We start from the raw sequence: 24796 nt of genomic DNA on the forward strand, positions 1-24796 counted from the left end.
GTGCTTTAGGCGTATCGCGCTTGTATTTTTTCGATAATCTCGGCGTTAGCAGCAGGGAACTCATAGTTACTAAGCTCATTAATAGTGACCCATTCACTTGGTTGCCCTTCGGCGCCATGTGCTTCACCGCTAAAGTTACTCACAACGTGAATATCAAGTTTTACACATTTATCGCCATAGTCATGTTCAATCACCATAAGTTGGCTAGAGCTATGAATGGTAATGCCAACTTCTTCACTTAGCTCACGCTTAAGTGCAGCAAATACGCTCTCGCCAGCTTCTACTTTCCCGCCTGGAAATTCCCATAAGCCACCTTGATGTTGCTCATCAGCACGCTTGCAGATAAAGATGGCGTTATTTTTTTTTATTACGCCTACCGCTACATTTACAATTTTTGTTGTCATGTTTTTTTCTCCATAAAAAAAGCGACGCTAGCGTCGCTTTTTAATTACATACAATGCGTCGTTACTTTAATTTACCACAACATTGCTTAAACTTTTGTCCTGAGCCACACGGACACGGATCGTTACGGCCAACTTTAGGCGCTGTTCTTGCCATTACAGTTGCGCTTTGAGGGGCTTCACCGCCTACATGTTCAGCTTCTTCGTGTTGGTACTCGCGAGGGGCATTTTCACTTTTACGGTGTTGCTCTTCTACTTTTTCAACATCTTCTTCGGCACGAACTTGTACTTTACTTAAAATGCCCACTACATCAACTTTTAAGTTTTCAAGCATTTCGGTGAATAGCTCAAACGACTCGCGCTTGTATTCTTGCTTAGGATTCTTTTGTGCATAGCCACGTAAGTGAATACCTTGGCGTAAATGATCCATTGCAGCAAGGTGATCTTTCCAGTGCTGATCAAGACTTTGAAGCATAATCGCTTTTTCAAACTGGCGTAGTACAGAGTCGCCAACTTGCTCTTCTTTTTGCTTGTAAGCTTGCTCAACCGCTTGCTCAATACGCTCACGAAGTTTTTCTTCGTATAGTTTATTGTCATCAGCTAACCACTGCGTGATAGGTAGCTCAATCAGGAAGTCTTGTTTTAAGCGCTCTTCAAGGCCTGGGATATCCCACATTTCAGCAAGACTTTGTGGTGCAATGTATTGATCAATAACACCGGCAAGTACATCACCACGGATTGCTGTAATGGTTTCTGAAATATCGCCTTCTTCAAGCAGTTCGTTACGTTGAGAGTAAACAACACGACGTTGATCGTTTGCTACATCATCGTACTCAAGTAATTGTTTACGTACATCAAAGTTACGTGCTTCTACTTTACGCTGAGCGTTTTCAATTGCACGGTTAACCCAAGGGTGCTCAATGGCTTCGCCGCGTTGCATGCCTAGTTTACGCATCATGTTAGTCATGCGCTCGCCGGCAAATATACGCATTAGCGCATCATCCATCGATAAGTAAAAACGGCTAGAGCCGGCATCACCCTGACGACCAGCACGGCCACGTAATTGGTTATCTATACGGCGCGATTCATGACGCTCAGTACCAATAATGTGTAAACCGCCAGCGTCAATTACTGCATCGTGGCGAATCTTCCACGCCGCTTTAATTTCAGCAATTTGCTCATCTGTTGGGTTTTCTAGTTTTTCAACTTCGCTGTTCCAGTTACCACCAAGCACAATATCGGTACCACGACCGGCCATGTTGGTTGCAATTGTTACAGTACCTGGTAAGCCTGCATCCGATACGATGTCAGCTTCTTGCGCGTGGAATTTAGCATTAAGTACGTTGTGCTTAATTTTTTCTTTGCGTAAAAACTGCGATAAATACTCAGAGCTTTCAATCGAAATAGTACCTACAAGCACAGGCTGTCCGCGCTCTTGGCAATCTTTAATATCGGCTAAAATAGCTTCGTATTTTTCTTCTTGTGTTAGGTAAACTAAATCGGCGCGATCATCACGGATCATCGGCTTATTAGTTGGCATAACAACCGTGTCTAGGCCGTAAATAGATTGAAACTCAAATGCCTCAGTATCGGCTGTACCTGTCATACCGGCTAGGGTTTCGTATAAACGGAAGTAGTTTTGGAACGTGATTGAAGCCAGTGTTTGGTTTTCGTTTTGAATTTTTACACCTTCTTTAGCTTCAACAGCTTGGTGTAAACCTTCAGACCAACGACGACCTTCCATTGAGCGTCCTGTGTGCTCATCGATAATGATAACTTCGTTTTCTTTAACAACGTAATCAACATCTTTTTGATAAAGCTTGTGGGCACGAAGTGCGGCATACACATGGCTCAGTAAGGTAATGCTACCGGCTGAGTAAAGCGAGTCGCCTTCTTCAATCAAGCCACGTTCAGTTAATAAGTCTTCAACTTTAATTTGACCGCGCTCAGTTAAATGAACTTGCTTAGACTTTTCGTCGATTGTGTAATCGCCATCACCTTCAATGCCTTCTTCGTCTTCTTTTTCTTGAAGTTCTAAAAGTGGCACAATTTTATTGATTTCGATGTATAGCTCAGAGCTATCTTCAGCTGGGCCTGAGATAATAAGTGGTGTACGCGCTTCATCAATTAAGATTGAATCCACTTCATCCACTACCGCATAAAACAGTGGGCGTTGTACGCGCTCATCAATGCTAAATGCCATGTTGTCACGTAGGTAGTCAAAACCAAACTCGTTATTAGTACCGTAAGTAATATCGGCACTGTAAGCTTGTTTTTTCTGTTGTGGCATCATGCCTGGTACGTTACAGCCCACAGTAAGGCCTAAGAACTCAAATAACTCGCGGTTTGTTTCAGCATCACGTTTAGCAAGGTAGTCGTTCACGGTAATTACGTGCACGCCTTTGCCTGTTAAGCCATTTAAGTAGGCTGGAAGTGTGGCTGTGAGGGTTTTACCTTCACCGGTGCGCATTTCTGCAATACGACCTTGATGTAAAACCATGCCGCCTAATAGCTGTACGTCAAAGTGACGCATGCCATTTACACGCTTTGACGCTTCGCGTACCACAGCAAATGCTTCTGGTAGAATGTCGTCAAGGCTTTGTCCGTTATCGTAACGTTCTCTAAACTCAGCTGTCTTAGCTCTTAAATCTTCATCAGAAAGCGCTTCTAATTGCGTTTCTAGCGCATTAATTAGCGCGACCGTCTTTCTTAGGTTTTTAATAGTGCGGTCATTGCGACTACCAAAAATCTTGGTAAATAAATTAGATATCATGATAAAACCGTTACAATGTATTCTTTGTTAACCGAGTGTCGGCTAACCCATTTTTTACAATTGGTAATTAATATGTACTTTTACATAACCTGTAGAACATATTAATTAGCAATTTTGTATTAAAGAGCCTCAAAGCACTGTTTAATACGTGTGCTACTATACCAGACTCTGCCAAACAACAAACTATCTCAACTAAAAGATGTGTATTAAAAACAGAAAAATTTGATCTGATGCGTAAAAATCACTTTAACTGATTTAATTACGCTAAAAAATAGCAGCAAGTTGTGAAGATATGGTGTTAAAAAATTTAAAAACAAGAGTGCTAGGGCATGCTGGCCTTGGGTGATTGAAATTCATTCAATCTACAATGCTCAACACACCCTAGGTGGGTTAATTTATACTTAGTTACCCACCTTATTACGCTGTGCTTTTTATAGTTTAAACTGATTAACCGTTTTGTTTAAGGCAACAGCAAGATCGCTTAAATCGCGTGCTTCATCTGCTAAAATGTGTGCGTGATCAGCTGTGCTGTTTACTAAGCCATTAATTGCTGCAAGGCTGGTATTAATGTCCTCTGCGACAACGGTTTGTTGCTCGGTTGAAGTGGCAATTTGGTGGCTTTGGTCTTGCACTTTAGTTACCGACTGAGCAATGTTTTGTAATGAACTTAGCACTTCTTTTGTTTGCGATACTGAGCCTTCAGTTTGCTCTTGCCCTTGTAGCATCATTACCGACGCTTGTTGGGCAATTTGCTGTAAGCGAGAAATCATATTACGAATATCGTCTGTTGACTCTTGCGTACGGCTTGCCAGTGAACGTACTTCATCAGCAACTACCGCAAAACCACGGCCATGCTCACCTGCACGCGCAGCTTCAATGGCGGCATTTAGAGCAAGTAAGTTGGTTTGATCGGCAATGGAGTTAATTACATCCACCAATGCACCAATGTTATTACTTTCTTGCTCAAGTCCTGCTACCACTTTAGACGCTTCACCTATGTGTAGCGCAAGTTCGGTCATCACACGTTGTGCTTGAGTTGAGCGGTCAGCCCCTTCGGCAGTAATAGCTTGTACTTCTTCGGCGGCGCTGTTGGTATGCTGTGCGTTACGCGATATTTCAAGTACAGTGCTGGCCATTTCGGTCACGGCGGCACTTACGCTGTCTACTTGTTGTTTTTCTTGCTGTATTTCGGTGTTGGTTTGAGCAGATACGTTTTTAAGTTGCGCTGCGGCATTGGTTAACTGCTCAGCTTGTGCGGCTGTTTCTAACATCATGGCGCGCAGCTTATCAATGAATGTATTCATGTGATTGGCAAGCTGGCCGACCTCATCCTGGCTGGTAATATTAATCTTTTGGGTTAAATCGCCTTCGCCTGATGCAATATCACGCATTATGTTAGTTAAGGTGGTAATAGGCTGCGAGATCATGTGGGTTGCCCATAATATCATCGCTAAAATTATCACTAAAATAATCACCACTGCGGTGGTTGTGGTGGTAACCGCCTCATTAACGGGGGCTTCAATCATGCTGGTTGGGATCAGTATACCTACATACCAATCTAGATAAGGTTGCTCTAGTTGTAAGCGATGGTACACCACATAATACTCTTCTCCTTTTAAGGTCACCAATTGGCTGCCTTCGAGGTTATTACGCATTTGTGCGTTAAGCTCTGTAAAGCCTGAAGTATTATTAAACTGGCTTTCAAGGCCATCTAGCCCTTCTTTACCTTTAGGGCCTTCGTCGGTGTTAGACAGCTTATGGCCGGTAGCATTTGAAAAGTGTACAACCTTTTGATTGCCATCAAGTAAAAAGCCATAGCCTTGGCCGTTAAAGCGAATACCTTCAACCATATCGTTGATTTTATTAAGCTGTAAATCAACGCCGCCCATACCAATAAGTTTACGCTGTGCGTTGTATACCGGCTGTTGTACAACTGCTGAGGCAACCCCAGTGGTTAAATCGACCGATATAGGGCCTACGTAAAGTTTATTAATTTGCAGGGCTTCTTGCCACCAACCACGTTTATAGGCGTAGTATGGTTGGCCATTGTAATGGCTGGTACGCTCGTTTTCTTTAAAGTATTCACCGGTGGTTGCTGATGCGAAAAACGCCGACAGTACATTTTCGTCATTTGAGCTAATGCGTACAAAATCTTGATTAACTTCGTTGTAACCGGGGGCGTTTTTAATCGGCTGGTCGCGAGTATCCCAATTTTCAAAAAAATTAACTAAATGCGGGTTATTAACAAACGTAGAAACCAGCTTGCCATACTTTGCAAAGTAGCTTTGCATTGAAAGTTGTTCGCTTTGTAGGTAGCTTTGAGCTTCGCGCTCAATGTTTACTCTGGAAAGGTTAGCGATGTGATTTACAAAAAATGTTGAAGCAATAATTAGCAAAATGGTGATGGTGCCACCAATCAATAATAATATTTTCTTCCGTAATGATAAATTATTTAGCATAAGTGCACGTATTATTGTTTTTTAGTAGGTTATATCTAATCATATCTTACTTTAAATCTCTATGAAGTTAGATAAAAAGCACTAATTATGCGTTTAAAATGAAGGGTTATGCAAAAATGGAAACAAAAGCTAATAAATTAGTAGTATTAGGCGCAGGCTGGTTGGGTCATACTTTGTGCCTACAAGCTAAACAGGCGGGTTGGCAGGTACAAGGTACGCATAGAAGTGATGAGCACACAGACGATTTTCAGCGTCAATTTGTACTGATTGATGGGCAACTAATACATCAAATAGATTTACACGATGCTTACTGGGTGTGTGCAATCCCCCCACGAAGCAGACACAGTGAAAGTAACTACCCAGAAACACTAAGCGCTGCACTTACTCTTTCTAAACAATTAAATGCAAAGGGCTTTATTTTGTGCTCATCTACCGGTGTGTACGACCAAGAGCCAGGTGTTTACACTGAAAGCAGTGAAATAAGTTGTACCAATGAGCGACAAATAAAACTATACGATGGCGAAGAAAAGGTGCTTGAGCAAGATGGTAAAGTACTGCGTTTAGCAGGGTTATTAGGACCTAACCGCGAGCCGGGGCGCTTTGTTGCTGGGAAAGAATTAAATTCATCGAGCCAGCAGGTGGTTAATATGGTGCATCAACAAGATGTGATAAACGCCATTTTTGCGGTAATAGAAAACTATAATTCGGGGCAAAATATTTATAACGTGGTAAATCCATCGCACCCAACTAAAGCGAATTATTATGCACAAAAGTGTGCAGAGCATGGCGGCGAAATGCCAACCTTTACCAGTAATGAAAGTGCTGAGCGCAAAGTACTTGGCTCAGCAATTGAAGCGTTAGGTTTTAGCTATCAGCATGGAATTTAAAATGCGATGGTAGTGGGTTGTGGTGAATAAAGTCGCACAATGCCCCTTGTGCTAAAAGCGTATTGGTTGCGTCTATATCGGGGGCAAAGTAGCGGTCTTTATCGTAGTAACTTACATGCTCGCGCAGCAGAGCTTTTGCTTTTTCTACTTGCGGTGAAGGTTTAAGTGGGGCTCTAAACTCAAGCCCTTGAACAGCTCCAAGCCATTCAATTGCTAATACCCCGCGGGTGTTATTGGCCATTTCCTTTAAGCGCCTTGCTGCAAAGGTTGCCATAGAGACATGATCTTCTTGATTTGCTGAAGTTGGCAGGCTGTCTACCGAGGCGGGGTGCGCAAGCGATTTGTTCTCGGAGGCAAGCGCAGCCGCGGTTACTTGGGCAATCATAAAACCTGAGTTAACTCCGCCGTTTTCAACTAAAAAAGGTGGCAGTGTAGAGAGGTTTGAATCAATAAGTAGCGCGATTCTTCGCTCTGCCAGCGCGCCTATTTCGGCAATCGCAATGGCTAAGTTATCAGCTGCCATGGCAACGGGCTCTGCATGAAAGTTACCACCGGATATAATATCGCCCACATCGGCAAATACCAGCGGGTTGTCGGTAACGCCGTTTGATTCACATAACAACACTTCTGCGGCGTGGCGTATTTGTGTTAAACACGCGCCGAGTACCTGAGGTTGGCAGCGAAGGCAGTAAGGGTCTTGCACTTTTTCGCAGTTTACGTGAGATTGGCTAATTTGTGATTCAGTACTAAGTAGCTCTCTAAATACACTGGCCGTATCAATTTGGCCGCGTTGCCCCCGTATTTCGTGAATGCGTGCATCAAAGGGCGCACGGCTACCCATTGCAGCTTCTATGCTAATAGAGCCTATAACACAGCTTTGTGCATATAAATCCTCTGCTTTGAAAAGCCCTTGTAACGCAAACGCGGTAGAGGCTTGTGTACCATTTAACAGTGCCAGTCCTTCTTTTGCGCCTAATGTAAGAGGTGAAAGATTGGCAATTTTTAGCCCTTGAGCAGCACTTATAATTTCACCTTTGTGGCGCATTTTGCCTTCACCTAATAGTGGAAGGCACATATGAGCAAGAGGCGCTAAATCGCCCGAAGCACCCACAGACCCTTTTTGTGGTACGCACGGGTACACTTCACTGCACAGTAGTTGCATAAAAAATGCGATCACCTCTAGGCGTATCCCTGAGTAGCCCCGAGACAAAGAGTTTACTTTTAAGGTCATCATTAGTCTTACAGTGCTGTCGTCCATGAGCTCCCCAATACCGGCAGCATGCGAAAGCACAATACTGCGCTGCAGTAGCTCAAGCTCGTCATCTGCTATTTTTGTATTGGCTAATAAGCCAAAGCCGGTGTTAATACCGTACACCGTTTGGCGTTTGTTTATTACGTTTTGAACAGTTTGTGCACTGGCCGCTATTTGTGTACTGGCGCCATCGACTAAGTTAAGTGTGACAGCTGAGTCATTAATTTTTCTTAGGGTGCTTAAGTCTAACTGCCCTGGTGTGAGAGTGTGTGAAATCATGACTATTCCTTGTTTAGCATAGGGAGATCTAGGTGGTGCTCTTGCGCGCAATTTTTTGCAATATCGTAGCCTGCATCAGCATGGCGCATAACGCCGGTAGCAGGGTCGTTCCAAAGCACACGAGCTATGCGTTGCGCGGCTTGTTCACTACCATCTGCAACAATAACCACGCCTGCGTGCTGGCTAAAGCCCATGCCCACTCCGCCGCCATGGTGCAGCGACACCCACGTTGCGCCACCCGCAGTATTAAGCAAAGCATTAAGTAACGGCCAATCAGAAACGGCGTCTGAACCATCTTGCATACTTTCGGTTTCACGGTTGGGGCTTGCTACAGAGCCAGAGTCGAGATGATCGCGACCAATTACAACCGGCGCTTTAAGCTCGCCATTTTTAACCATGTCGTTAAAGGCCAGTGCAAGGCGGGCTCGGTTTTTTAAACCAACCCAGCATATACGCGCTGGCAAACCCTGAAATTGAATGCGCTCACGCGCCATATCAAGCCAGTTATGTAAGTGAGTATCTTCTGCGATAAGCTCTTTCACTTTTGCATCGGTTTTATAAATGTCTTCGGGGTCGCCTGAAAGCGCAACCCATCTAAATGGGCCAATTCCTTCACAAAATAACGGACGGATATAAGCAGGCACAAAGCCCGGAAAATCAAATGCGTTGGTAACGCCTTCTTCAAATGCCATTTGGCGAATGTTATTGCCATAGTCGGTAGTGGCAGCACCGGCTTTTTGAAGTGCTAGCATGGCGTTTACTTGCACCGCCATAGATTGTTTAGCGGCTTTAACCACTGCCTGTGGGTTTTGTTCACGCATTTTTGCTGCGTGTTGCATGCTCCAACCTTGAGGTAGGTAGCCGTTGAGTGGGTCGTGCGCTGAGGTTTGGTCGGTCACTATATCAGGGGTAATATTACTGTTTGCCAGTGCAGTAAAAATATCGGCAGCATTACCTAATAAGCCTACCGATAATGCCTTGCCTTTAATGCAAGCATCGGTAACTAGCTCAAGCGCGTGCTCAAGTGTCGTGGCTTTTACATCAACGTAGCCGGTTTTAATTCGAAAATCGATACGGGTTTCGTCGCATTCCACAACTAATGCGCTAAAACCTGCCATCGTCGCGGCGAGTGGTTGGGCACCTCCCATACCGCCAAGGCCTGCTGTTAAAACCCATTTACCTTTTGCATTACCGCCAAAGTGTTGTTTTGCCATTGCTACAAAGGTTTCGTAAGTGCCTTGCACTATGCCTTGTGAGCCAATATAAACCCAAGAGCCCGCGGTCATTTGCCCATACATCATTAAGCCTTTTTTATCGAGCTCATTGAAGTGCTCCCAATTTGCCCAATGTGGCACCAGGTTAGAATTAGCAATGAGAACGCGCGGCGCGTTTTCGTGGGTTTTAAATACGCCCACGGGCTTACCCGATTGCACAAGCAGGGTTTCGTCGTTTTCGAGCCTATCAAGGGTTTCAATTATTTTATCAAAGCTTGGCCAGTCTCTTGCTGCACGGCCAATACCGCCATATACCACTAACGCATGAGGGTGCTCTGCCACATCAGGGTCTAAATTGTTCATTAACATGCGTTTAGCGGCTTCGGTTTGCCAACTTTTAGCGCTAATTTTATCGCCATGAGGCGCGCGGATTTCTCGGTGTGTGTCGAGCCGGTTGTTCATGAATTTCTCCTGTTGTATATACAAGATAGTCAGCTACAAAAAAACGCCCTTGAGCGTTAAGTTGTTATTATTTTTTAAATGTTAAGTGCCCGCCCAAACGGTATTTACTGCCCGGTGATACTAAGCGAGCAAAGCTCACTATCCCTTTTGTAGACCAAGTACGGCGAATAACCTGTAAGCAGGGTTCTTCGTTATACAGGTTAAGCCATTGGCACATTTGCGAGTTGGGCATAATCGCTTCCACTGTGTGGCGCGCTTGTGTGAGCGGCGCTACGCTCGATAAGTATTCATGCGGGGTGAGGGCGCTAAAGTCTTGTTGTAAATAACCCAGGGCTAAAGCTGGGTTTACAAATCGCTCTTCAACTTGCAGTGGTTTGTCGTTCTCATTGTGTACAAGCACACTGCGATACACCAGGCTATCTACTTCAACGCCAAGCGCAATGGCTATGGGTGCTACCGCATTGATTGATTCAAGCACCTGCACACTACAGCTGTATTGCCCGTTACGTTCTTTTACTTCATCGGCTATGTTTTTAATTTCAAGTAGTGAAGACTGCGATTTAAAACTGGCTACAAACGTACCTAACCCTTGGCTGCGCGTTAAAATACCGGCATCTGTTAATTCGCTCAGTGCACGTCGTGCGGTCATACGGCTTACAGAAAATTGGCTGCTAAGCTCGTTTTCTGAAGGAACACGTTGGTTTTCTTGCCATGCGCCATTTTTTATTTTATCGACAATAAATTGTTTAATTTGTGCAAATTTAGGTGTGGTCATTACTATTATTAGCTGTACTTAAAATAAACTATTTAATAAAGATGGCATAATTACCTTGTATATACAAGGTGTATTGTTAGACTGTATTTTAAGCACGTTAGGGAGCTAAGTATGCAAAATAAAACAACGGGTTACGCCTTGGAAGATCTCGACTTATTATTGACTGATGCCAACATAGCAACCATGGATAGCACAATTGATGCACCTTATGGGGCTATAGAAAATGCGGCACTGGCGATTAAAAACGGCGAAATTGTATGGTTAGGTGAGCAATCAAACTTACCCAGTTTTGATGCCTTTGCTACCCCTACATTAAGTATTAAAGGGCAATGGTTAACACCTGGGCTTATTGATTGCCATACACATTTAATATTTGCAGGCTCCCGAGCTGAAGAATTTGAGCAGCGCTTACAAGGTGTAAGCTATGAACAAATAGCTGCACAAGGTGGCGGTATAGCCAGCACTGTTAAGGCCACTCGCGCGGCAGATCATGAGCAGTTATTTGTTGATGCAAAAGATCGCTTAAACACTTTACTTGCCGAGGGCGTAACGACTGCTGAGATAAAGTCGGGATACGGGCTTGATGTTGAAAACGAAATAAAAATTTTAGAAGTGGCGCGTTTGCTTAATGAGCATCATCCTATTGATATTAAAACCACGTTTTTAGGTGCACATGCGCTACCCCCTGAATACAAAGGCCGTGCAGATGAATACATAGATTTAGTATGTACGCAGATGCTTGAGCAGGTAGTGGCTAATAACCTTGCCGATGCTGTGGATGTATTTTGTGAAAATGTAGGCTTTAGTCTTGTACAAACAAAACAAGTGTTTGATGCAGCTACAAAACATAACTTGCCGGTAAAGTGCCATGCTGAGCAGCTTTCTAATCAGCAGGGCGCACAGCTGGTGGCTGAGTATAAAGGCCTTTCAGCTGATCATATTGAGTACCTTGATGAAAATGGCGTAAAAGCCATGGCAGAGGTTGGCACTGTGGCTGTTTTATTACCTGGGGCTTTTTATTTTTTACGAGAAACACAGCTTCCTCCCATCGATTTGCTGCAAAAATACAATGTGCCTATTGCTATTGCCAGTGACTTTAACCCAGGAACCTCGCCTTTATGTTCTGTGCAATTAATGATGAACATGGCATGTACTTTATTTAGGCTCACCCCTGAGCAGGCCCTTGCAGGAGTAACCCGCAATGCAGCGCAGGCACTAGGTTTAAAAGACAGAGGCGTATTAAAGGTTGGGGCAAGGGCTGATATTGCGCATTGGCAAATAAGTCACCCTTCACAATTAAGTTACCAATTTGGCGTAAATAAACTGTTAAATCTATGGATTTTGGGTAGAATTAATTAGTTTGTATTATTTTTGTCCATATTTAACATGCTTTTATTAAATTTTATTGCTAATGGAGTGGCGTAAGCTTGAGTATTTTGACTGACAGTAACTTTCCAATATTTTTTAGCGGCGCGCTGTTAATGGCGATGGTCGCTACGTTATTTGCGGTTAAAAATACCAGTATTAAATTTAGTTACTTATGTACAGGCGCTGTCGGTTTAGCCATCTTAAGTAGCGGGGCTGCTTGGTTAGCAATCTTGCTCGCTTTTGGTTTTTGCTTTCATTTATGGCAAGCGTTTGAGCGTAATAGTTGGAGCATGATTATCACAAGCGCCGTTTCAGGGTTGCTATTTGTGGTGTTGTTTTCAGCGCATTTACTCATGGACGTGCCCCTATTTTGGGTGGTGGTGGCTATTATTCTGCTAGCGGTTGTAGGACTAATGAGCGAGGAAGAAGAGCTCAAAGTTGAAGATTCGCATAACATTAATGAGCCTGAGCCGTACCAAGATGACTCTCCTCTTGCTGCATTTGCAGATAAACAGCAGTTACGCCAAGGCTATTACAGCTGGTGTAAAGAAAAACAGCTAGAAGCAGCACTGGTGATTGTTCGTCTAGAAGGGTTTGAGCAAGTTAATCAGCACATAGGCAGAGATTTTGGTGATTTGTTGTTGGCACAATCAGCCAACAGAATAAAAGACTTACTAAATAACGACAATGTGATTGATTTAGGTGGCCAAGAAAAGTTGGCGCATTTAGGGGGTCTTAACTTTGCCTTTATTTGCAGCTTAGCTATGCACAAACATAGCCATGAACACATCATTGAGCAAATTATTGGCGCAACACTTAAACCGTTTAACGTCGCTAATTGTACCGTAGAGGTAAAAGCAAGGGCGAGTTACGTTAATTGCGATGAGCAAGACGCTAACTTTGATAACTTAGTATCGTGTGCTTACTTAGCCCTTGACAGTCAGCCTAAAAAAGCAGTGGTTGTGTATCATCAACAAATGATGGTTGAGCAACTTGAGCAGCAAGCCCGTTTAAAAGAGCTGGCTAATATTGATTTTGTAAGCGAGCTTGAACTTTATTTTCAGCCTATTATCCGCAATGACGACGGCCAAATTGAGTTTTTAGAACTTCTGTTGCGTTGGCAGCACCCTCAACAAGGTATTTTATCTGCCCACCGATTTATTGATGATATTCATATTGCGGGTTTAGCTTACCCACTGGCTAAATTTGTTATAGAGCGAGCTGCAGAGCTTGCCATGGCACTTCGCATCGAGGGAATTGCTATACCGCTGAGCATTAACTTATTTGGCCCCGAAATGCTTAACGAAGAGTTTGTTGAGTTTGTAGATAGTGTGGTGAGTGAGCACAACTTACAGCACGGAGATTTAATTGTTGAATGCCCGCTGCATATATTCACAGATTTAGATAATAAGGGCCGTGCGATGATTGCCCGATTAAATAATATAGGCTTAAAAATATGCGTTGATGGGTTAGGCGATAACCCCATTGTTCTTTCTAAGCTGCCAAATCTAGCTGTTGAATACATTAAGGTAGCGCCATCGCTTACTGCAGATTTTAGCAATCAAAATAATATACGCAGCCTAGTAGGCGGTATGGTTGAAATGCATAACCAACAAAATACCAAGGTTATTTTTGAGGGCGTTGAAACCTTAGACCAATTAAAGTTTGTAAAAAGTTTAAAAGCGCACGCAGCACAAGGTTATTATTTTGGCCACCCGTTAAGCAGCATTGGCTTAATGAGTTGGCTAAAGCAGTGGCAGGCCCACCAAACACAATAAGTTATGCCCAGCTGCAATAATTATTTTGTAAGGGGAACTCAGCAATTCGCTGCGATAGAATTACTCACCATTTTTAGCTAAGCCAGTAACGTAATTCAGCTGCCTTATAAATGCAGCGGTTAATTAAGCTAATTGAAATTAACGCGTTTTTGCATGTAAGTAGGCATTAACTAATGCACTAATAATTTGCCCACAGCTTTGCATACCTGCTGTTAACCCAGCTGGGTGATTTAGCGGTGCAGCTTCACACAAATGTAGGTAGCGGGCGGTGCTGTGTTTTGCTGTTAAATACACATAATGCTCAGCATCACTAACGCTAAAGCCGCAGCATGTATACGCGCTGGCCGGTAAAAATGAAATACTGTCTAAGTCGAGTTCAATACCAAGTGGCGCATTATTAAACGCTGCTAAGGCGTGCTGTACGGCATCGGTTAGTGATATTTCTCGGCGTATATTAATAGCTTGATAGCTGTGAAAACTACATTGATTTTGCGCGATTAAGTCAAAAATGGCTTGGTTATTTTTTTGCTCATGCAGGCCAATAATATGATATTGCTGCAATGCATTTTTCTTCAAGGCATAGCTAAAACCATTGCCGCTGTGGCGACCTTCGCAAGGCCGTAAATCTGCATGGGGATCAAAATTTATAGCGTTAACTGAAGCCCCACTATGTTTGCTTAAAGCACTGAGTATGCCAAAGCTATTATTGTGCCCACCGCCGATAATAATAGGCTCAAGGCCCGCATTAAATATAAGCGTTAATACCGCCTCTACTCGCTCATCTATTGTTGCGCATAGTTTGCGTAGTTGAGCCAGCTCTTCAGCATGCTGGTTATTTAAGCCTTGGGCTTGCACCATTACATCATCAACGTCAATTTCGCCTAACAGCAATACCTGCTGGGTCGCGTTAAACTGGTTAACTGGTTGGTTCAAAAAGTATTGTAAAAAAGCGGGCCAAGCTTGATGTGAGCCGCCATTGCCTAAATTAGCGCGAGGGCCTATATCTTCACATATACCAATTAATACGTAGCGAATACCAAATTGCGCTGCATCGTTAAGGGCTTGTTGTACATTTACATGGGTGTCTAATAGGGCAACAGACTGCCAAGCTTTTGTTTCGTTAACGCGTGTGGAGCAATAGGGTTTAACGGCGTTTTCATCATACACTTTTAAGGTAGGGTGCACTGTGTTGAATCCGTATTGAGCAGCAAAAATTATTCGTGGTGGCGTAAGCAGTGCTCTGTTGAGCACTGCTTGTTACTTTATTCTTCGATAACTTCTAGTTCAAGTTCTTCTGCTGATAATACAATGCCAGTACTATCTGCATAGATAAAATCGTCATCAAAAAACGACACACCAGCAAAGTTAACGCCAATGCCATCTTCACCAGCGCCTTCGCTGTCGGCGGCAACAGGAATTGATGCAATCGCTTGAATACCTAAATCAATTTCTTCTAACTCATCTACATGACGCACAGCACCAAATACAATAATGCCGTTCCAGTTGTTATCAAGCGCAAGCTCTGCAAGTTCAATGTCGATAAGGGCGCGTCGTGTTGAGCCACCACCATCGATAAGTAGTACTTGATCAGTACCGTCTTGTGAGAGTATTTCACGGATCAGTTCATTATTTTCAAAACATTTAACCGTTTTAATTCGGCCGCCAAACGTGTGTCGACCACCAAAGTTGATGAACATCGGTTCAAGCACGTCAACCACATCGGCAAAAAAGTCACATAAGTCAGAAGTGCTGTAATCCATTATTTTATCCTCAAAGGGTACATAAGTTACCCTCAGTATACCCTCCTTATATGCAATAACAACGACTTAATAGCAGTAAATTTATTCAAAAAATGCCGAAATTAGAAATGGCAACAATAGTGTCTTAAAAGCGTCACTCAATTGTTATTTTCTGCCACTAAGCTTTAACTATGGTTAGATATTGTGCAGCTAAGGGTAAATAATGAACGACAATAACGTGCTTAAAAAAATGGCTCAAATGGATGAACAACTCTTTTTAACTCTGTTTAATTATAATTCACCCAAATGGCTGAAAACGGCTGCACTTGGTTTATCTAAAAGTGGTAATGGTGGTTTATATTTACTTATGTGTGGCGCTGTTTGGTGGCTAAGTACCAATGAGCAGCATCAGTTATTGCCAATATCGGTGTTACTGGGGTTTGCAATTGAAAGGCCTATTTATTTTTTAGCAAAACGTAGCTTTGGCCGAATCCGCCCCTGTGATTGCTTAGTCAGTAATGCGTATATTGTGCCTAGTGACAAATTTAGTTTGCCTTCGGGACACAGTGCAGCAGCATTTTTAGTTGCGGTAATATTGAGTCACTTTTTTGCAGAGTATGCGTGGCTTTGGTTTAGCTGGGCATCGGGGGTGGCGGTTTCTCGCGTAGTATTAGGCGTACATTTTCCGGCAGATATAATAATTGGCGCTGTTATTGGCAGTTCATGTGGTCTATTTGCGCTGGCTTTGGTGGTGCCTGTATGAAGATATTATACGGCATACAAGGCACAGGTAATGGCCACATTACGCGCGCCCGTGTTATGGCAAGTTGTTTTAAAGAGTTAGGTATAGATGTAGATTACGTTTTTTCAGGGCGCCCTGAAAAAGACTACTTTGATATGCAGGAATTTGCTGATTACAAAACGTTTCGAGGGTTATCGTTTAGCACTAAAAATGGCCAAGTAAAAAGCTATCAAACATTAAAAAATGCCCGTGTGTGTAAGTTAGTTAACGATATAAAATCATTTAATGTAAAAAAATACGATTTTGTCTTAAATGACTTTGAGCCTATTTCAGCTTGGGCTGCAAAGCGTGCAGGCGTGCCTGTAGTTGGTATTAGTCACCAGGCGGCCTTTTTATCTAATAGCGTGCCTATGTTTGGCCGCGGTTTATTTAGAAAATCTCTCATTAAGCACTACGCGCCAGCAAGCACCTATTTAGGCGTACATTGGCAGCCCTTTGCAGATAATATTATACCGCCCTTTATTGCAAACCATGACCATGGCAATCCTGTCGCCGTTATGAATAAAGTGCTGGTGTATTTACCCTTTGAGAACCTCGACAACATTATTGATTATTTAAAGGACTTCCCAGAAAAAGAGTTTTACTGTTACCACCCGCACGCGCAGGATAAATCCCTTGGGCATATTCATTTGCGCACTCCTTCACGAGCGGGGTTTTTAAACGACTTAGCAAATACCAGTGGCGTAATTGGTAATGCAGGCTTTGAGCTGGCAAGTGAGGCCTTAAAGCTTGGGAAAAAATTATTACTTAAACCTCTTGATGGTCAGTTTGAACAAGATGCAAATGCACAAACATTGCGGGCGATGAAAATGGCCCATGTAATGAATTATTTAAACCCGCAAGCGCTGGATGATTGGAATAGTGCCCCGCAAAACAAACAAATTAATTTTCCCAGTGATCCTGCCCCTTTGGTTAAATGGCTACTTAATAAACAGTGGCATGACACTCACTCATTGCATAAAGATTTATGGGGGAGTGTTAATCTAAAAGCATGAGTTATATGTATAAAAAGTTAATAAAAAGTTCAATATAAAGCGCCAGAACGTACTACACTATTAGTGCATATTAAATATAGGTGTTTTCAATGAATTTTTTACAAAACTTAACCATTAAAAGGCGTTTGCAACTTAATGCAGTGGTAGTCGGTCTGGCAATGGTCATTTTGTTGTGTGTGATAATTTATGAGTCGCGCGTAACACTCAATCTGAATAAAACAATTCAGCTTGCAGAAGAGCTCAACGTACATGCACTAGAGCTTAGAAAGCATGAAAAAAACTTTCTTTTTTACAAGCAGCAGGAAGCACTTACATCATTTGATAAGGATTTTAAACAGCTAAGCACTAAAATCAAAAAGCTGCAGGAGGTAATGCAACAGCAGGGCATTACCACAGCGCAAATTGAGCATTTTCATACGCTTATTACTAACTACAACAACAATTTTTCAGAGGTTGTTAGGTTACAGCAACAGATAGGTTTAAACCCTAAAGATGGGTTGTATGGCAAGCTCAGAACTGCAGTGCACGAAGTTGAGGTGCTATTAAAAGAGCAAGATAACTTTGAGCTTTTATCGGCAATGCTACAGCTGCGACGCGCTGAGAAAGATTTTATGCTGCGCTTTGATGCAAAATACTTAACTCGCTTTAACGAACTTATTAGTACGTTTAAACAAAAAATTACCCAAGCTGATTTGCAAAGTAGTTATAAGTCGCAAATAAGCCCTTTAATAGATACGTATCAAAGTGCTTTTCAAAATCTTGTAAAGGCACAAACGCAGTTAGGGCTAGATTTAGACTCTGGTGCACTAGGCGTTATGCGTATTAACGTAGAAAAAAGCGATCAGGTTGTTGGTCAAATTGTTGAGTCAACCAAGCTGGAAGTTGAGAAAAGCGTTGACCAAGCGCAGTTTATTGCCATCGTTGTATTTGTTATTTCGGGGATTATAGTGTTGGCGCTGGTGTACTTTACTAGCCACTCAATTATTGTGCCTATTGAGCGGGTATATCACACCATAAACGACATACGCCGTAATAACGACTTAAGCGTAATGATAGAGCAAACAGGTAATGATGAAGTTACCATTATGACGTCGGACTTTAATAGTTTAATAGGCGATTTTAAAAACCTCATAAACGAAGTGAATACCGCGCTTAATACGTTAAATGTGGCAACAGAGCACTTATCTGAAAGTACCTCTGCAACAAGTTCAGGCATGCAAGAGCAGTTACACGAAGCGGATATGGTTGCCACTGCGGCTACGCAAATGCAGGCAACGATTCAAGATATTTCTCATAATACCGAAGCTGCTGCTAAAAAAGCAGAGTCAACCAATCTAAGCGCGCAGCAAGGGCGTAATGAAGTAGACTCTACGGTTAAGCACATACGCGATTTATCTTCGTCGTTAGGTAACGCATCAAGTGTGGTATCGCAACTTGAAAAAGACGGTGAAACCATAGGCTCAGTGCTCGATGTAATCAGAGGCATTGCAGAGCAAACCAATTTACTTGCATTGAATGCCGCGATAGAAGCCGCTCGTGCTGGTGAGCAAGGGCGAGGCTTTGCTGTTGTAGCGGATGAAGTACGCTCGCTTGCGCAACGTACACAAGAGTCTACCAGTGAAATTGAAGGCATTATTAATACGCTTCAGCAGCGCACGCAAGAGGTAGTAAGTATTATGCATCAATGTCGCTCGCAAGGTGATGAAAGTGCTTCACAAGCTATTAAAGCGGGTGATTTACTCGGTGCTATTACCGAAGATGTGCAAACCATAATGGAAATGAGTACTCAAATTGCCGTTGCTATTGATGAGCAAAGTCAGGTGGCATCAGAGGTGAACAAAAATGTAGTACGCATTAGAGACATTGCCCAAGATGCCTCTGAGCATGCAGTTAATAATGCGCAAACCAGTGAAGAAGTCTCTGAACAAGCGCGCGTATTATTTGCGGCTATTGATAAATTTAAAGTGTAATACAGTGTAGCGTTTAAAAAGCCAATAAGGTTTAGGGAACAAACTTTATTGGTACGCTATCTTTGTTTTGTTCGTGCTCGGCAAGACGCGCTTGATATTTATCCCACAAGGTTTCGTGCTGCGCTTGTAGTGTTTCAAAGTAGCTCCAGCTAAATAGCCCGCTGTTATGACCATCATCAAAGTCTAATCTCAGTGCGTAATGCCCCACCGGTACAATCTTTTTTATACCAACATGTTGTTTATTAAGTACCAACTTCATTGGCTCTGCACCATGCCCTTGCACTTCGGCCGAGGGAGAGTGAACGCGTAAAAACTCGCAGCTAAATACAGCCATACTGTCATCATCAAAGTAAACATCTAGGTTTTTACTCACGCTATGATAATGCACTTTTGTTACGTGTTTCATTTTATATATCCCATTAAAAAGCCCCCAATATGGAGGCTTTTAGTATAGTATTTTTGCCTACCTTATAAAATAAAGCGGCTTAAATCTTCATCTTCAACTAATGCGCCTAAATGTTTTTCTACATAAGCGGCGTCAATAGTAAGGGTAGAGCCAGCTTGTTCAGATGCATCGTATGAAATTTCTTCCATTAGCTTTTCCATTACTGTATGTAAGCGACGAGCACCAATGTTTTCGGTTTTCTCGTTTACTTGCCAAGCGGCTTTAGCAATGCGCTCTATTGCATCATCGTTAAACTCAACATTTACTTGCTCAGTTTTAAGCAGTTCACGTTGCTGCTCAGTAAGTGAAGCATGTGGCTCGGTAAGAATTCGTTTAAAGTCATTAGCACTTAGTGCTTCAAGCTCTACACGAATAGGTAAACGACCTTGTAGCTCAGGGATCATGTCTGATGGTTTAGCCATTTGGAACGCACCTGATGCAATAAATAGCATGTGGTCTGTTTTCACCATACCGTGTTTAGTATTAACGGTTGAGCCTTCAATTAAAGGAAGTAGATCGCGTTGTACACCTTCACGGCTAACATCTGGGCCTGACGAATCGCCACGCTTACAAATTTTGTCTATTTCATCAATAAACACAATGCCGTTTTGCTCTACTGCAAAAATAGCTTGCTCTTTTAGCTCTTCAGGGTTAACTAATTTAGCGGCTTCTTCTTCGGTTAATAACTTAAAGGCTTCTTTAATTTTTAACTTACGCTTAGTACGTTTGTCGCCACCCATGTTTTGGAACATGCTTTGCAGCTGGTTGGTCATATCTTCCATACCAGGAGGCGCCATAATCTCTACATTTGGCTGTGCTTGCGCTAGATCTATTTCTATTTCTTTATCATCAAGCTGGCCTTCGCGTAATTTTTTACGGAATGTTTGACGAGTAGATGAGTTGTCATCGCGCTGCGTTTCACCGTATTGATCTTTAGCCGGTGGTAAAAGTGCATCTAAAATACGCTCTTCTGCTGCTTCTTCTGCACGGTGTTTAAACTTTTTAGTTTGTTGCTCGCGGGTCATTTTAATTGATACATCAACTAAATCGCGAATGATAGTCTCTACTTCTTTACCAACATAACCCACTTCAGTAAATTTAGTCGCCTCTACTTTAATAAAAGGCGCATTAGCGAGTTTAGCTAAACGGCGGGCAATTTCAGTTTTACCGACACCGGTTGGGCCAATCATTAAAATGTTTTTAGGGGTTACTTCGCTGCGTAAGTCATCGTTTAGTTGCATACGGCGCCAGCGATTACGCAGGGCAATAGCCACGGCTTTTTTAGCATTAGCTTGACCAATAATATGCTGATCTAACTCGTGTACAATTTCTCTTGGGGTCATAGCAGACATAATGGGTCCTATTATAATTCTTCGATTGTTTGGAAGTTGTTGGTAAATACACAGATGTTGCCAGCAATGGTCAGGCTTTTTTCTACGATATCGCGAGCGCTTAAATCGGTGTTTTCTAATAGGGCAGTGGCTGCTGATTGAGCAAAGTTACCACCGCTACCAATAGCAATTAAATCGTTTTCTGGCTGCACTACATCACCATTGCCGGTGATAATTAGTGAAGCAGTTTCATCTGCAACCGCAAGGAGTGCCTCAAGCTTGCGTAAAGCTCTGTCGCTACGCCAGTCTTTGGCCATTTCTACAGCGGCTTTAGTGAGGTTACCTTGGTGCATTTCTAGTTTGCTTTCAAAGCGTTCGAAAAGGGTAAAGGCATCAGCAGTACCGCCGGCAAAACCAGCAATTACTTTGCCATTATAAAGGCGTCGAACTTTACGGGCGTTGCCCTTCATTACGGTATTACCAAGTGAAACTTGGCCGTCGCCACCAATTACTACTTTATTGTCGCGGCGTACACTTACGATAGTGGTCATGTTATTCCTCATCATCAAGCTGCGGGGGCAGCTTGTAAAAAACGATTATGATGAGGTTATATGGGTGAATGGACTAATTTCAAGTCCAGCCCCAAATTCCGCAGCTAACAACATGCACTCGCTTGAGTTTGTTTTTGTCGCTTTCGGCTTGGCGCTTTGTTTTATAAGGGCCTAAACGCACTTTATACCAAACACCATTAGTACCTGTGGTCTTTTTAATTTCAGAAATTAAGCCCGCAAAGGCAATTTTAGCTTTGAGGGTTTCGGCTTGTGCGTGTGTTCTAAACGACCCACACTGCATAACATAGGGGCCTTTTTGCTCAATTTCTCTTACTTCAACTTGGATCTCGTGCTCTTTAATTTCTTCAATGAACTTAGGGGCGCGAGGTTTAGCTATTTCTACTTTTTCAGCTGTTTTAGGGTGCGCCTGCTGCTCAACAAGCTCAGGGTCGGCGTTATTTTTAATAAACCATAAGCCGTAAGCAAAGCCGCCTACAAGCAAAACAGTAATAACAACTAAAAGTATAGGAAATGGTTTTTTAGCAGGGGCTTGCTTGGTGTTTTTTCTACCCGCTGGTTTTTTATTAATATAATCGTGCTGTGCCATTTGGCTTTAACCTAAATCATGTCTATAGGGTCAACATCAAGACTCCAGCGCACTTTTTGTGCAAGTTTGCTGGTGCTTAAATAGTCGACCATTTGCGCAAGATACTGATGCAATACTTTGCGGTCTTGCGCTTGAATATGCAATTGAAACCGGTACATACCCGCCACTCTTTCTAGTGGGGCAGGAATTGGACCGAGCAATTGTATACCAGATACACCGTTAACAGGAACCAAATCCGTCAAAAAATCGACAACGAGCTTAATACTGTGCCCTTGTGCTCTAACTATAGCCATATTGGTAATGGGTGGAAGGTCGGCATCATCACGCTCACTTAAAGCAAAGCGGGCAAAATCTTGGTAGCCATTATTTACTAAGTCTTGCAATAAAGGGTGTTCAGGAAAGTGGGTTTGCAGTAATACTTGGCCTGGCTCACCAGAGCGACCCGCGCGCCCAGCAACTTGAGTTACCAGCTGGGCTAAATGCTCTGTGGCTCTAAAATCGCACGAGTACAAGCCGCTATCTACATCTAATATAAGCACTAAGCTAACATCGGCAAAATGATGACCTTTAGCCAACATTTGTGTGCCCACTAAAATACGCGCCCCGCCTTGGTTTATCTCCTCTAAGGCTTTTTCTAGGCTCCCTTTACGGCGGGTTGAATCGCGGTCGATGCGGGTTACGGGTGTATCGGGGAATTCACTCGATAAAAATTCTTCAATTTGTTCGGTGCCTTTACCGTTAGGAAAAATTTGTGTGCTACCGCAATCAGGACACTGGTGAGGTACTGGGTGTTGCTCACCACAGTGGTGGCAAATCATTTGGCCAATGGCTTTATGAAAGGTTGCACTGGTGCTGCAGCGATTACACTCACTCAGCCACCCGCATTCGTGACAAATTAGCGTAGGAGAAAAGCCACGACGATTTAAAAACACCATAACTTGCTTACCACGGTTTAAATGTTGGCGCATAGTGGCAAGGCTTGCGTGTGCAATACCCGCTTGGTCGGGCTGGCCTTTCATATCAAGCAACATAAACTGATTATCGGTCGCAGTTTGTGCGCGCTCTGTAAGGCTTAAAAGTTGGTATTTGTTGTTTATAGCTTTGTGCAGTGTTTCGAGCGCAGGGGTGGCACTGCCTAAAATAAGCGGTATTTTGTGCTGAAATGCCCGATAAGCTGCTAAATCGCGTGCGTGGTAGCGTAAGGTATCCTGCTGTTTAAATGAAGAGTCATGCTCTTCATCAACCACTATCATTCCTAACTTTAAAAAAGGTAGAAAAATACTCGAACGGGTACCTATTACAATTGCGCAGCTGCCTTTTTCGCAAAAACGCCATGTTTGCAAGCGTTCGTTATCGGTTAGGGCAGAGTGCCATAGCATAATTGGCGTATCGGGAAAGCGACGACGAAATCGGTTAACAGTTTGTGGTGTTAAGCCTATTTCAGGCACCAATACTAAGGCTTGCTCGCCACGTTTAAGGACTTCTTCTAGGCATTGTAAATACACTTCGGTTTTACCACTGCCTGTTACACCTTCTAATAAAAAGCTTTTAAAGCCAACACTTTGATTTATTGTAGTGCACGCTACGGCTTGCTCTTTATTAAGTACTGGCTTGGTGCCGACTGTGGGCGCAACGCTTTGCCATTGATTATCATGCTCAATGCTTTGGGTTATAAGCTCTTTATCTATTAAGGCATCTATTGTTTTTTTACTAAAGCCGAGCGCTTTTAGCTCGGTTACCGACGACTTACCGGATTGCGCGAGTTGCTTTAGTAAATTTAACTGAGTTTTCGCTTTTAACGATGGAACCTTTGCGCCTTTTTCGGTAAGGCTAACCATGTTAATGCTGGTTTTATCTGGGTTTTCACCTTGGCGAAGCGCACCTGGCAGCGCAATGTGTATGGTTTCGCCGAGCGGATAGCAATAATAGCGTGCAGTAAAGCTAAGCAGTTCTAAATGCTGTGATGATAAAATAGGGGTTTGGTCAATAACCTCAGTAACCGCTTTAATTTTGTTATCGGGCACGTCGGTATGCGTTTTAAGAGCAAGAACAACCGCTACTTTCTTTTGATTGCCAAAAGGCACTAAAACACGCATCCCTGGCATAATAGGCGCCGAGGGCGAGATGAGTTGTTCATCTATTTTATAATCAAAGGTGCGTGGTAACGGAACTTTAATAGCAACTTCAACAAAACGCATAACAACTCATGTGATAAAGGGTAATAGCTTAATGTACTAAAAATAAGGCTAAAAACCTACATACAAATGGATGCGGTAGCGCTGGTTGGTTACTTTTTTGGCAAAAAGCGTAATTAAAGCTTGTGCGGGGCAAGCTAGTTGGATAAAATCCGCGGCCTATAAATTTGTTTTAACGACGTATGGTGCCAGACTTCGGGTTTGGAGAGCGATGCGGCCTTAACTAGAGGTTCCTATGAAAGAAGGTATTCACCCTAAGTACGAAGCAATTTCTGCAACATGTTCATGCGGAAACAAATTCGAAACTCGTTCTACTCTTTGTAAAGACATTCACCTAGACGTATGTTCTGCGTGTCACCCGTTTTACACTGGTAAGCAAAAGATTTTAGACACTGGCGGCCGTGTTGATCGCTTCAACAAGCGCTTCGGTGCACTTAGCAGCAAGAAGTAATTATTGCTGTTTAGTAAAAAAAGCACCTTCGGGTGCTTTTTTTGTGTCTAAAAATCATCATT

General features: G+C 42.9%; 20 protein-coding genes. 7 read left to right on the top strand and 13 right to left on the bottom strand.

The genetic code is table 11. The features are described from left to right. Positions 1-5 precede the first annotated feature (5 nt). The 3 genes from mutT to PSH54_RS03160 all read right to left on the bottom strand — a co-directional run bounded on the left by mutT (position 6) and on the right by PSH54_RS03160 (position 5633). Positions 6-404, bottom strand: a complete 399-nt coding sequence (mutT, locus tag PSH54_RS03150; RefSeq protein ID WP_273589792.1) for an 8-oxo-dGTP diphosphatase MutT — start codon at positions 402-404, stop codon at positions 6-8. 61 nt (positions 405-465) lie between these two features. Next, positions 466-3174, bottom strand: a complete 2709-nt coding sequence (gene secA, locus PSH54_RS03155; protein ID WP_064386276.1) for a preprotein translocase subunit SecA — start codon at positions 3172-3174, stop codon at positions 466-468. 431 nt (positions 3175-3605) lie between these two features. After that, a complete protein-coding gene (locus PSH54_RS03160) occupies positions 3606-5633 on the bottom strand; it encodes a methyl-accepting chemotaxis protein (protein ID WP_029773386.1) in 2028 nt (675 codons plus the stop codon). Positions 5634-5749: 116 nt separating this feature from the next. Here PSH54_RS03160 and PSH54_RS03165 point away from each other — a divergent pair, with 116 nt between their 5' ends. Continuing rightward, positions 5750-6520, top strand: a complete 771-nt coding sequence (locus PSH54_RS03165; RefSeq protein ID WP_248531377.1) for an NADP-binding protein — start codon at positions 5750-5752, stop codon at positions 6518-6520. Here the strand turns inward: PSH54_RS03165 and hutH are convergent. The 3 genes from hutH to hutC form a co-directional block, all read right to left on the bottom strand. Beyond that, entirely contained in the window at positions 6498-8051 is a 1554-nt protein-coding gene (hutH, locus tag PSH54_RS03170) for a histidine ammonia-lyase (RefSeq protein WP_273605471.1), read from the bottom strand. The two genes, PSH54_RS03165 and hutH, sit on opposite strands and share 23 nt — an antisense overlap. 2 nt (positions 8052-8053) lie before the next feature. After that, on the bottom strand, positions 8054-9727 hold the full coding sequence (gene hutU, locus PSH54_RS03175; protein WP_273605472.1) for a urocanate hydratase: 1674 nt from the start codon (positions 9725-9727) through the stop codon (positions 8054-8056). 67 nt (positions 9728-9794) lie between these two features. Next, complete coding sequence (gene hutC, locus PSH54_RS03180) at positions 9795-10502, bottom strand: histidine utilization repressor (RefSeq protein ID WP_273605473.1); 708 nt, start codon at positions 10500-10502, stop codon at positions 9795-9797. Between the two features lie 111 nt (positions 10503-10613). Here hutC and hutI point away from each other — a divergent pair, with 111 nt between their 5' ends. Together hutI and PSH54_RS03190 are read left to right on the top strand one after the other, a co-directional pair. Continuing rightward, on the top strand, positions 10614-11861 hold the full coding sequence (hutI, locus tag PSH54_RS03185; RefSeq protein ID WP_273605474.1) for an imidazolonepropionase: 1248 nt from the start codon (positions 10614-10616) through the stop codon (positions 11859-11861). A 122-nt stretch (positions 11862-11983) separates the two neighbouring features. Beyond that, positions 11984-13648: an EAL domain-containing protein gene (locus PSH54_RS03190; protein WP_273605642.1), complete on the top strand. Its 1665-nt coding sequence runs from the start codon at positions 11984-11986 to the stop codon at positions 13646-13648. A gap of 138 nt (positions 13649-13786) precedes the next feature. Here the strand turns inward: PSH54_RS03190 and PSH54_RS03195 are convergent, their stop codons facing one another. After that, a complete protein-coding gene (locus PSH54_RS03195) occupies positions 13787-14833 on the bottom strand; it encodes a formimidoylglutamase (protein ID WP_273605643.1) in 1047 nt (348 codons plus the stop codon). A 77-nt stretch (positions 14834-14910) separates the two neighbouring features. Then, entirely contained in the window at positions 14911-15408 is a 498-nt protein-coding gene (gene rraA, locus PSH54_RS03200) for a ribonuclease E activity regulator RraA (protein WP_004589330.1), read from the bottom strand. Positions 15409-15610: 202 nt separating this feature from the next. On the opposite strand from rraA, the gene PSH54_RS03205 reads away from it, so the two are divergent. The 3 genes from PSH54_RS03205 to PSH54_RS03215 all read left to right on the top strand — a co-directional run bounded on the left by PSH54_RS03205 (position 15611) and on the right by PSH54_RS03215 (position 19154). Next, positions 15611-16150: a phosphatase PAP2 family protein gene (locus PSH54_RS03205; RefSeq protein WP_029771744.1), complete on the top strand. Its 540-nt coding sequence runs from the start codon at positions 15611-15613 to the stop codon at positions 16148-16150. After that, complete coding sequence (locus PSH54_RS03210) at positions 16147-17184, top strand: MJ1255/VC2487 family glycosyltransferase (RefSeq protein WP_121636880.1); 1038 nt, start codon at positions 16147-16149, stop codon at positions 17182-17184. The genes PSH54_RS03205 and PSH54_RS03210 overlap by 4 nt, the downstream gene beginning before the upstream one ends. Positions 17185-17273: 89 nt before the next feature. After that, positions 17274-19154, top strand: coding sequence for a methyl-accepting chemotaxis protein (locus PSH54_RS03215; RefSeq protein ID WP_004589333.1), 1881 nt, complete (start codon positions 17274-17276; stop codon positions 19152-19154). Between the two features lie 31 nt (positions 19155-19185). Here the strand turns inward: PSH54_RS03215 and PSH54_RS03220 are convergent, their stop codons facing one another. From PSH54_RS03220 to priA, 5 genes are all read right to left on the bottom strand, one after another. Then, entirely contained in the window at positions 19186-19560 is a 375-nt protein-coding gene (locus tag PSH54_RS03220) for a gamma-butyrobetaine hydroxylase-like domain-containing protein (RefSeq protein ID WP_004589334.1), read from the bottom strand. 62 nt (positions 19561-19622) lie between these two features. Further along, on the bottom strand, positions 19623-20951 hold the full coding sequence (gene hslU / locus PSH54_RS03225) for an HslU--HslV peptidase ATPase subunit (RefSeq protein ID WP_004589335.1): 1329 nt from the start codon (positions 20949-20951) through the stop codon (positions 19623-19625). A gap of 11 nt (positions 20952-20962) precedes the next feature. Beyond that, positions 20963-21481, bottom strand: coding sequence for an ATP-dependent protease subunit HslV (gene hslV / locus PSH54_RS03230; protein ID WP_004589336.1), 519 nt, complete (start codon positions 21479-21481; stop codon positions 20963-20965). Between the two features lie 79 nt (positions 21482-21560). Continuing rightward, entirely contained in the window at positions 21561-22088 is a 528-nt protein-coding gene (locus tag PSH54_RS03235) for an SPOR domain-containing protein (RefSeq protein ID WP_004589337.1), read from the bottom strand. Between the two features lie 11 nt (positions 22089-22099). Then, positions 22100-24286, bottom strand: coding sequence for a primosomal protein N' (gene priA, locus PSH54_RS03240; RefSeq protein WP_024032537.1), 2187 nt, complete (start codon positions 24284-24286; stop codon positions 22100-22102). Positions 24287-24518: 232 nt separating this feature from the next. On the opposite strand from priA, the gene rpmE reads away from it, so the two are divergent. Beyond that, positions 24519-24734: a 50S ribosomal protein L31 gene (gene rpmE / locus PSH54_RS03245; protein ID WP_004589339.1), complete on the top strand. Its 216-nt coding sequence runs from the start codon at positions 24519-24521 to the stop codon at positions 24732-24734. Positions 24735-24796 lie beyond the last annotated feature (62 nt).

This window comes from Pseudoalteromonas sp. Angola-30, from assembly GCF_028599215.1.
Lineage (GTDB): Bacteria > Pseudomonadota > Gammaproteobacteria > Enterobacterales > Alteromonadaceae > Pseudoalteromonas > Pseudoalteromonas atlantica.

Excerpts from the sequence above, each read along its gene's own strand:
- mutT (WP_273589792.1), bottom strand. The coding sequence starts at position 404 with ATGACAACAAAAATTGTAAATGTAGCGGTAGGCGTAATAAAAAAAAAT.
- secA (WP_064386276.1), bottom strand. The coding sequence starts at position 3,174 with ATGATATCTAATTTATTTACCAAGATTTTTGGTAGTCGCAATGACCGC.
- PSH54_RS03160 (WP_029773386.1), bottom strand. The coding sequence starts at position 5,633 with ATGCTAAATAATTTATCATTACGGAAGAAAATATTATTATTGATTGGT.
- PSH54_RS03165 (WP_248531377.1), top strand. The coding sequence starts at position 5,750 with ATGGAAACAAAAGCTAATAAATTAGTAGTATTAGGCGCAGGCTGGTTG.
- hutH (WP_273605471.1), bottom strand. The coding sequence starts at position 8,051 with ATGATTTCACACACTCTCACACCAGGGCAGTTAGACTTAAGCACCCTA.
- hutU (WP_273605472.1), bottom strand. The coding sequence starts at position 9,727 with ATGAACAACCGGCTCGACACACACCGAGAAATCCGCGCGCCTCATGGC.
- hutC (WP_273605473.1), bottom strand. The coding sequence starts at position 10,502 with ATGACCACACCTAAATTTGCACAAATTAAACAATTTATTGTCGATAAA.
- hutI (WP_273605474.1), top strand. The coding sequence starts at position 10,614 with ATGCAAAATAAAACAACGGGTTACGCCTTGGAAGATCTCGACTTATTA.
- PSH54_RS03190 (WP_273605642.1), top strand. The coding sequence starts at position 11,984 with ATGGCGATGGTCGCTACGTTATTTGCGGTTAAAAATACCAGTATTAAA.
- rraA (WP_004589330.1), bottom strand. The coding sequence starts at position 15,408 with ATGGATTACAGCACTTCTGACTTATGTGACTTTTTTGCCGATGTGGTT.
- PSH54_RS03205 (WP_029771744.1), top strand. The coding sequence starts at position 15,611 with ATGAACGACAATAACGTGCTTAAAAAAATGGCTCAAATGGATGAACAA.
- PSH54_RS03210 (WP_121636880.1), top strand. The coding sequence starts at position 16,147 with ATGAAGATATTATACGGCATACAAGGCACAGGTAATGGCCACATTACG.
- PSH54_RS03215 (WP_004589333.1), top strand. The coding sequence starts at position 17,274 with ATGAATTTTTTACAAAACTTAACCATTAAAAGGCGTTTGCAACTTAAT.
- PSH54_RS03220 (WP_004589334.1), bottom strand. The coding sequence starts at position 19,560 with ATGAAACACGTAACAAAAGTGCATTATCATAGCGTGAGTAAAAACCTA.
- hslU (WP_004589335.1), bottom strand. The coding sequence starts at position 20,951 with ATGTCTGCTATGACCCCAAGAGAAATTGTACACGAGTTAGATCAGCAT.
- hslV (WP_004589336.1), bottom strand. The coding sequence starts at position 21,481 with ATGACCACTATCGTAAGTGTACGCCGCGACAATAAAGTAGTAATTGGT.
- PSH54_RS03235 (WP_004589337.1), bottom strand. The coding sequence starts at position 22,088 with ATGGCACAGCACGATTATATTAATAAAAAACCAGCGGGTAGAAAAAAC.
- priA (WP_024032537.1), bottom strand. The coding sequence starts at position 24,286 with ATGCGTTTTGTTGAAGTTGCTATTAAAGTTCCGTTACCACGCACCTTT.
- rpmE (WP_004589339.1), top strand. The coding sequence starts at position 24,519 with ATGAAAGAAGGTATTCACCCTAAGTACGAAGCAATTTCTGCAACATGT.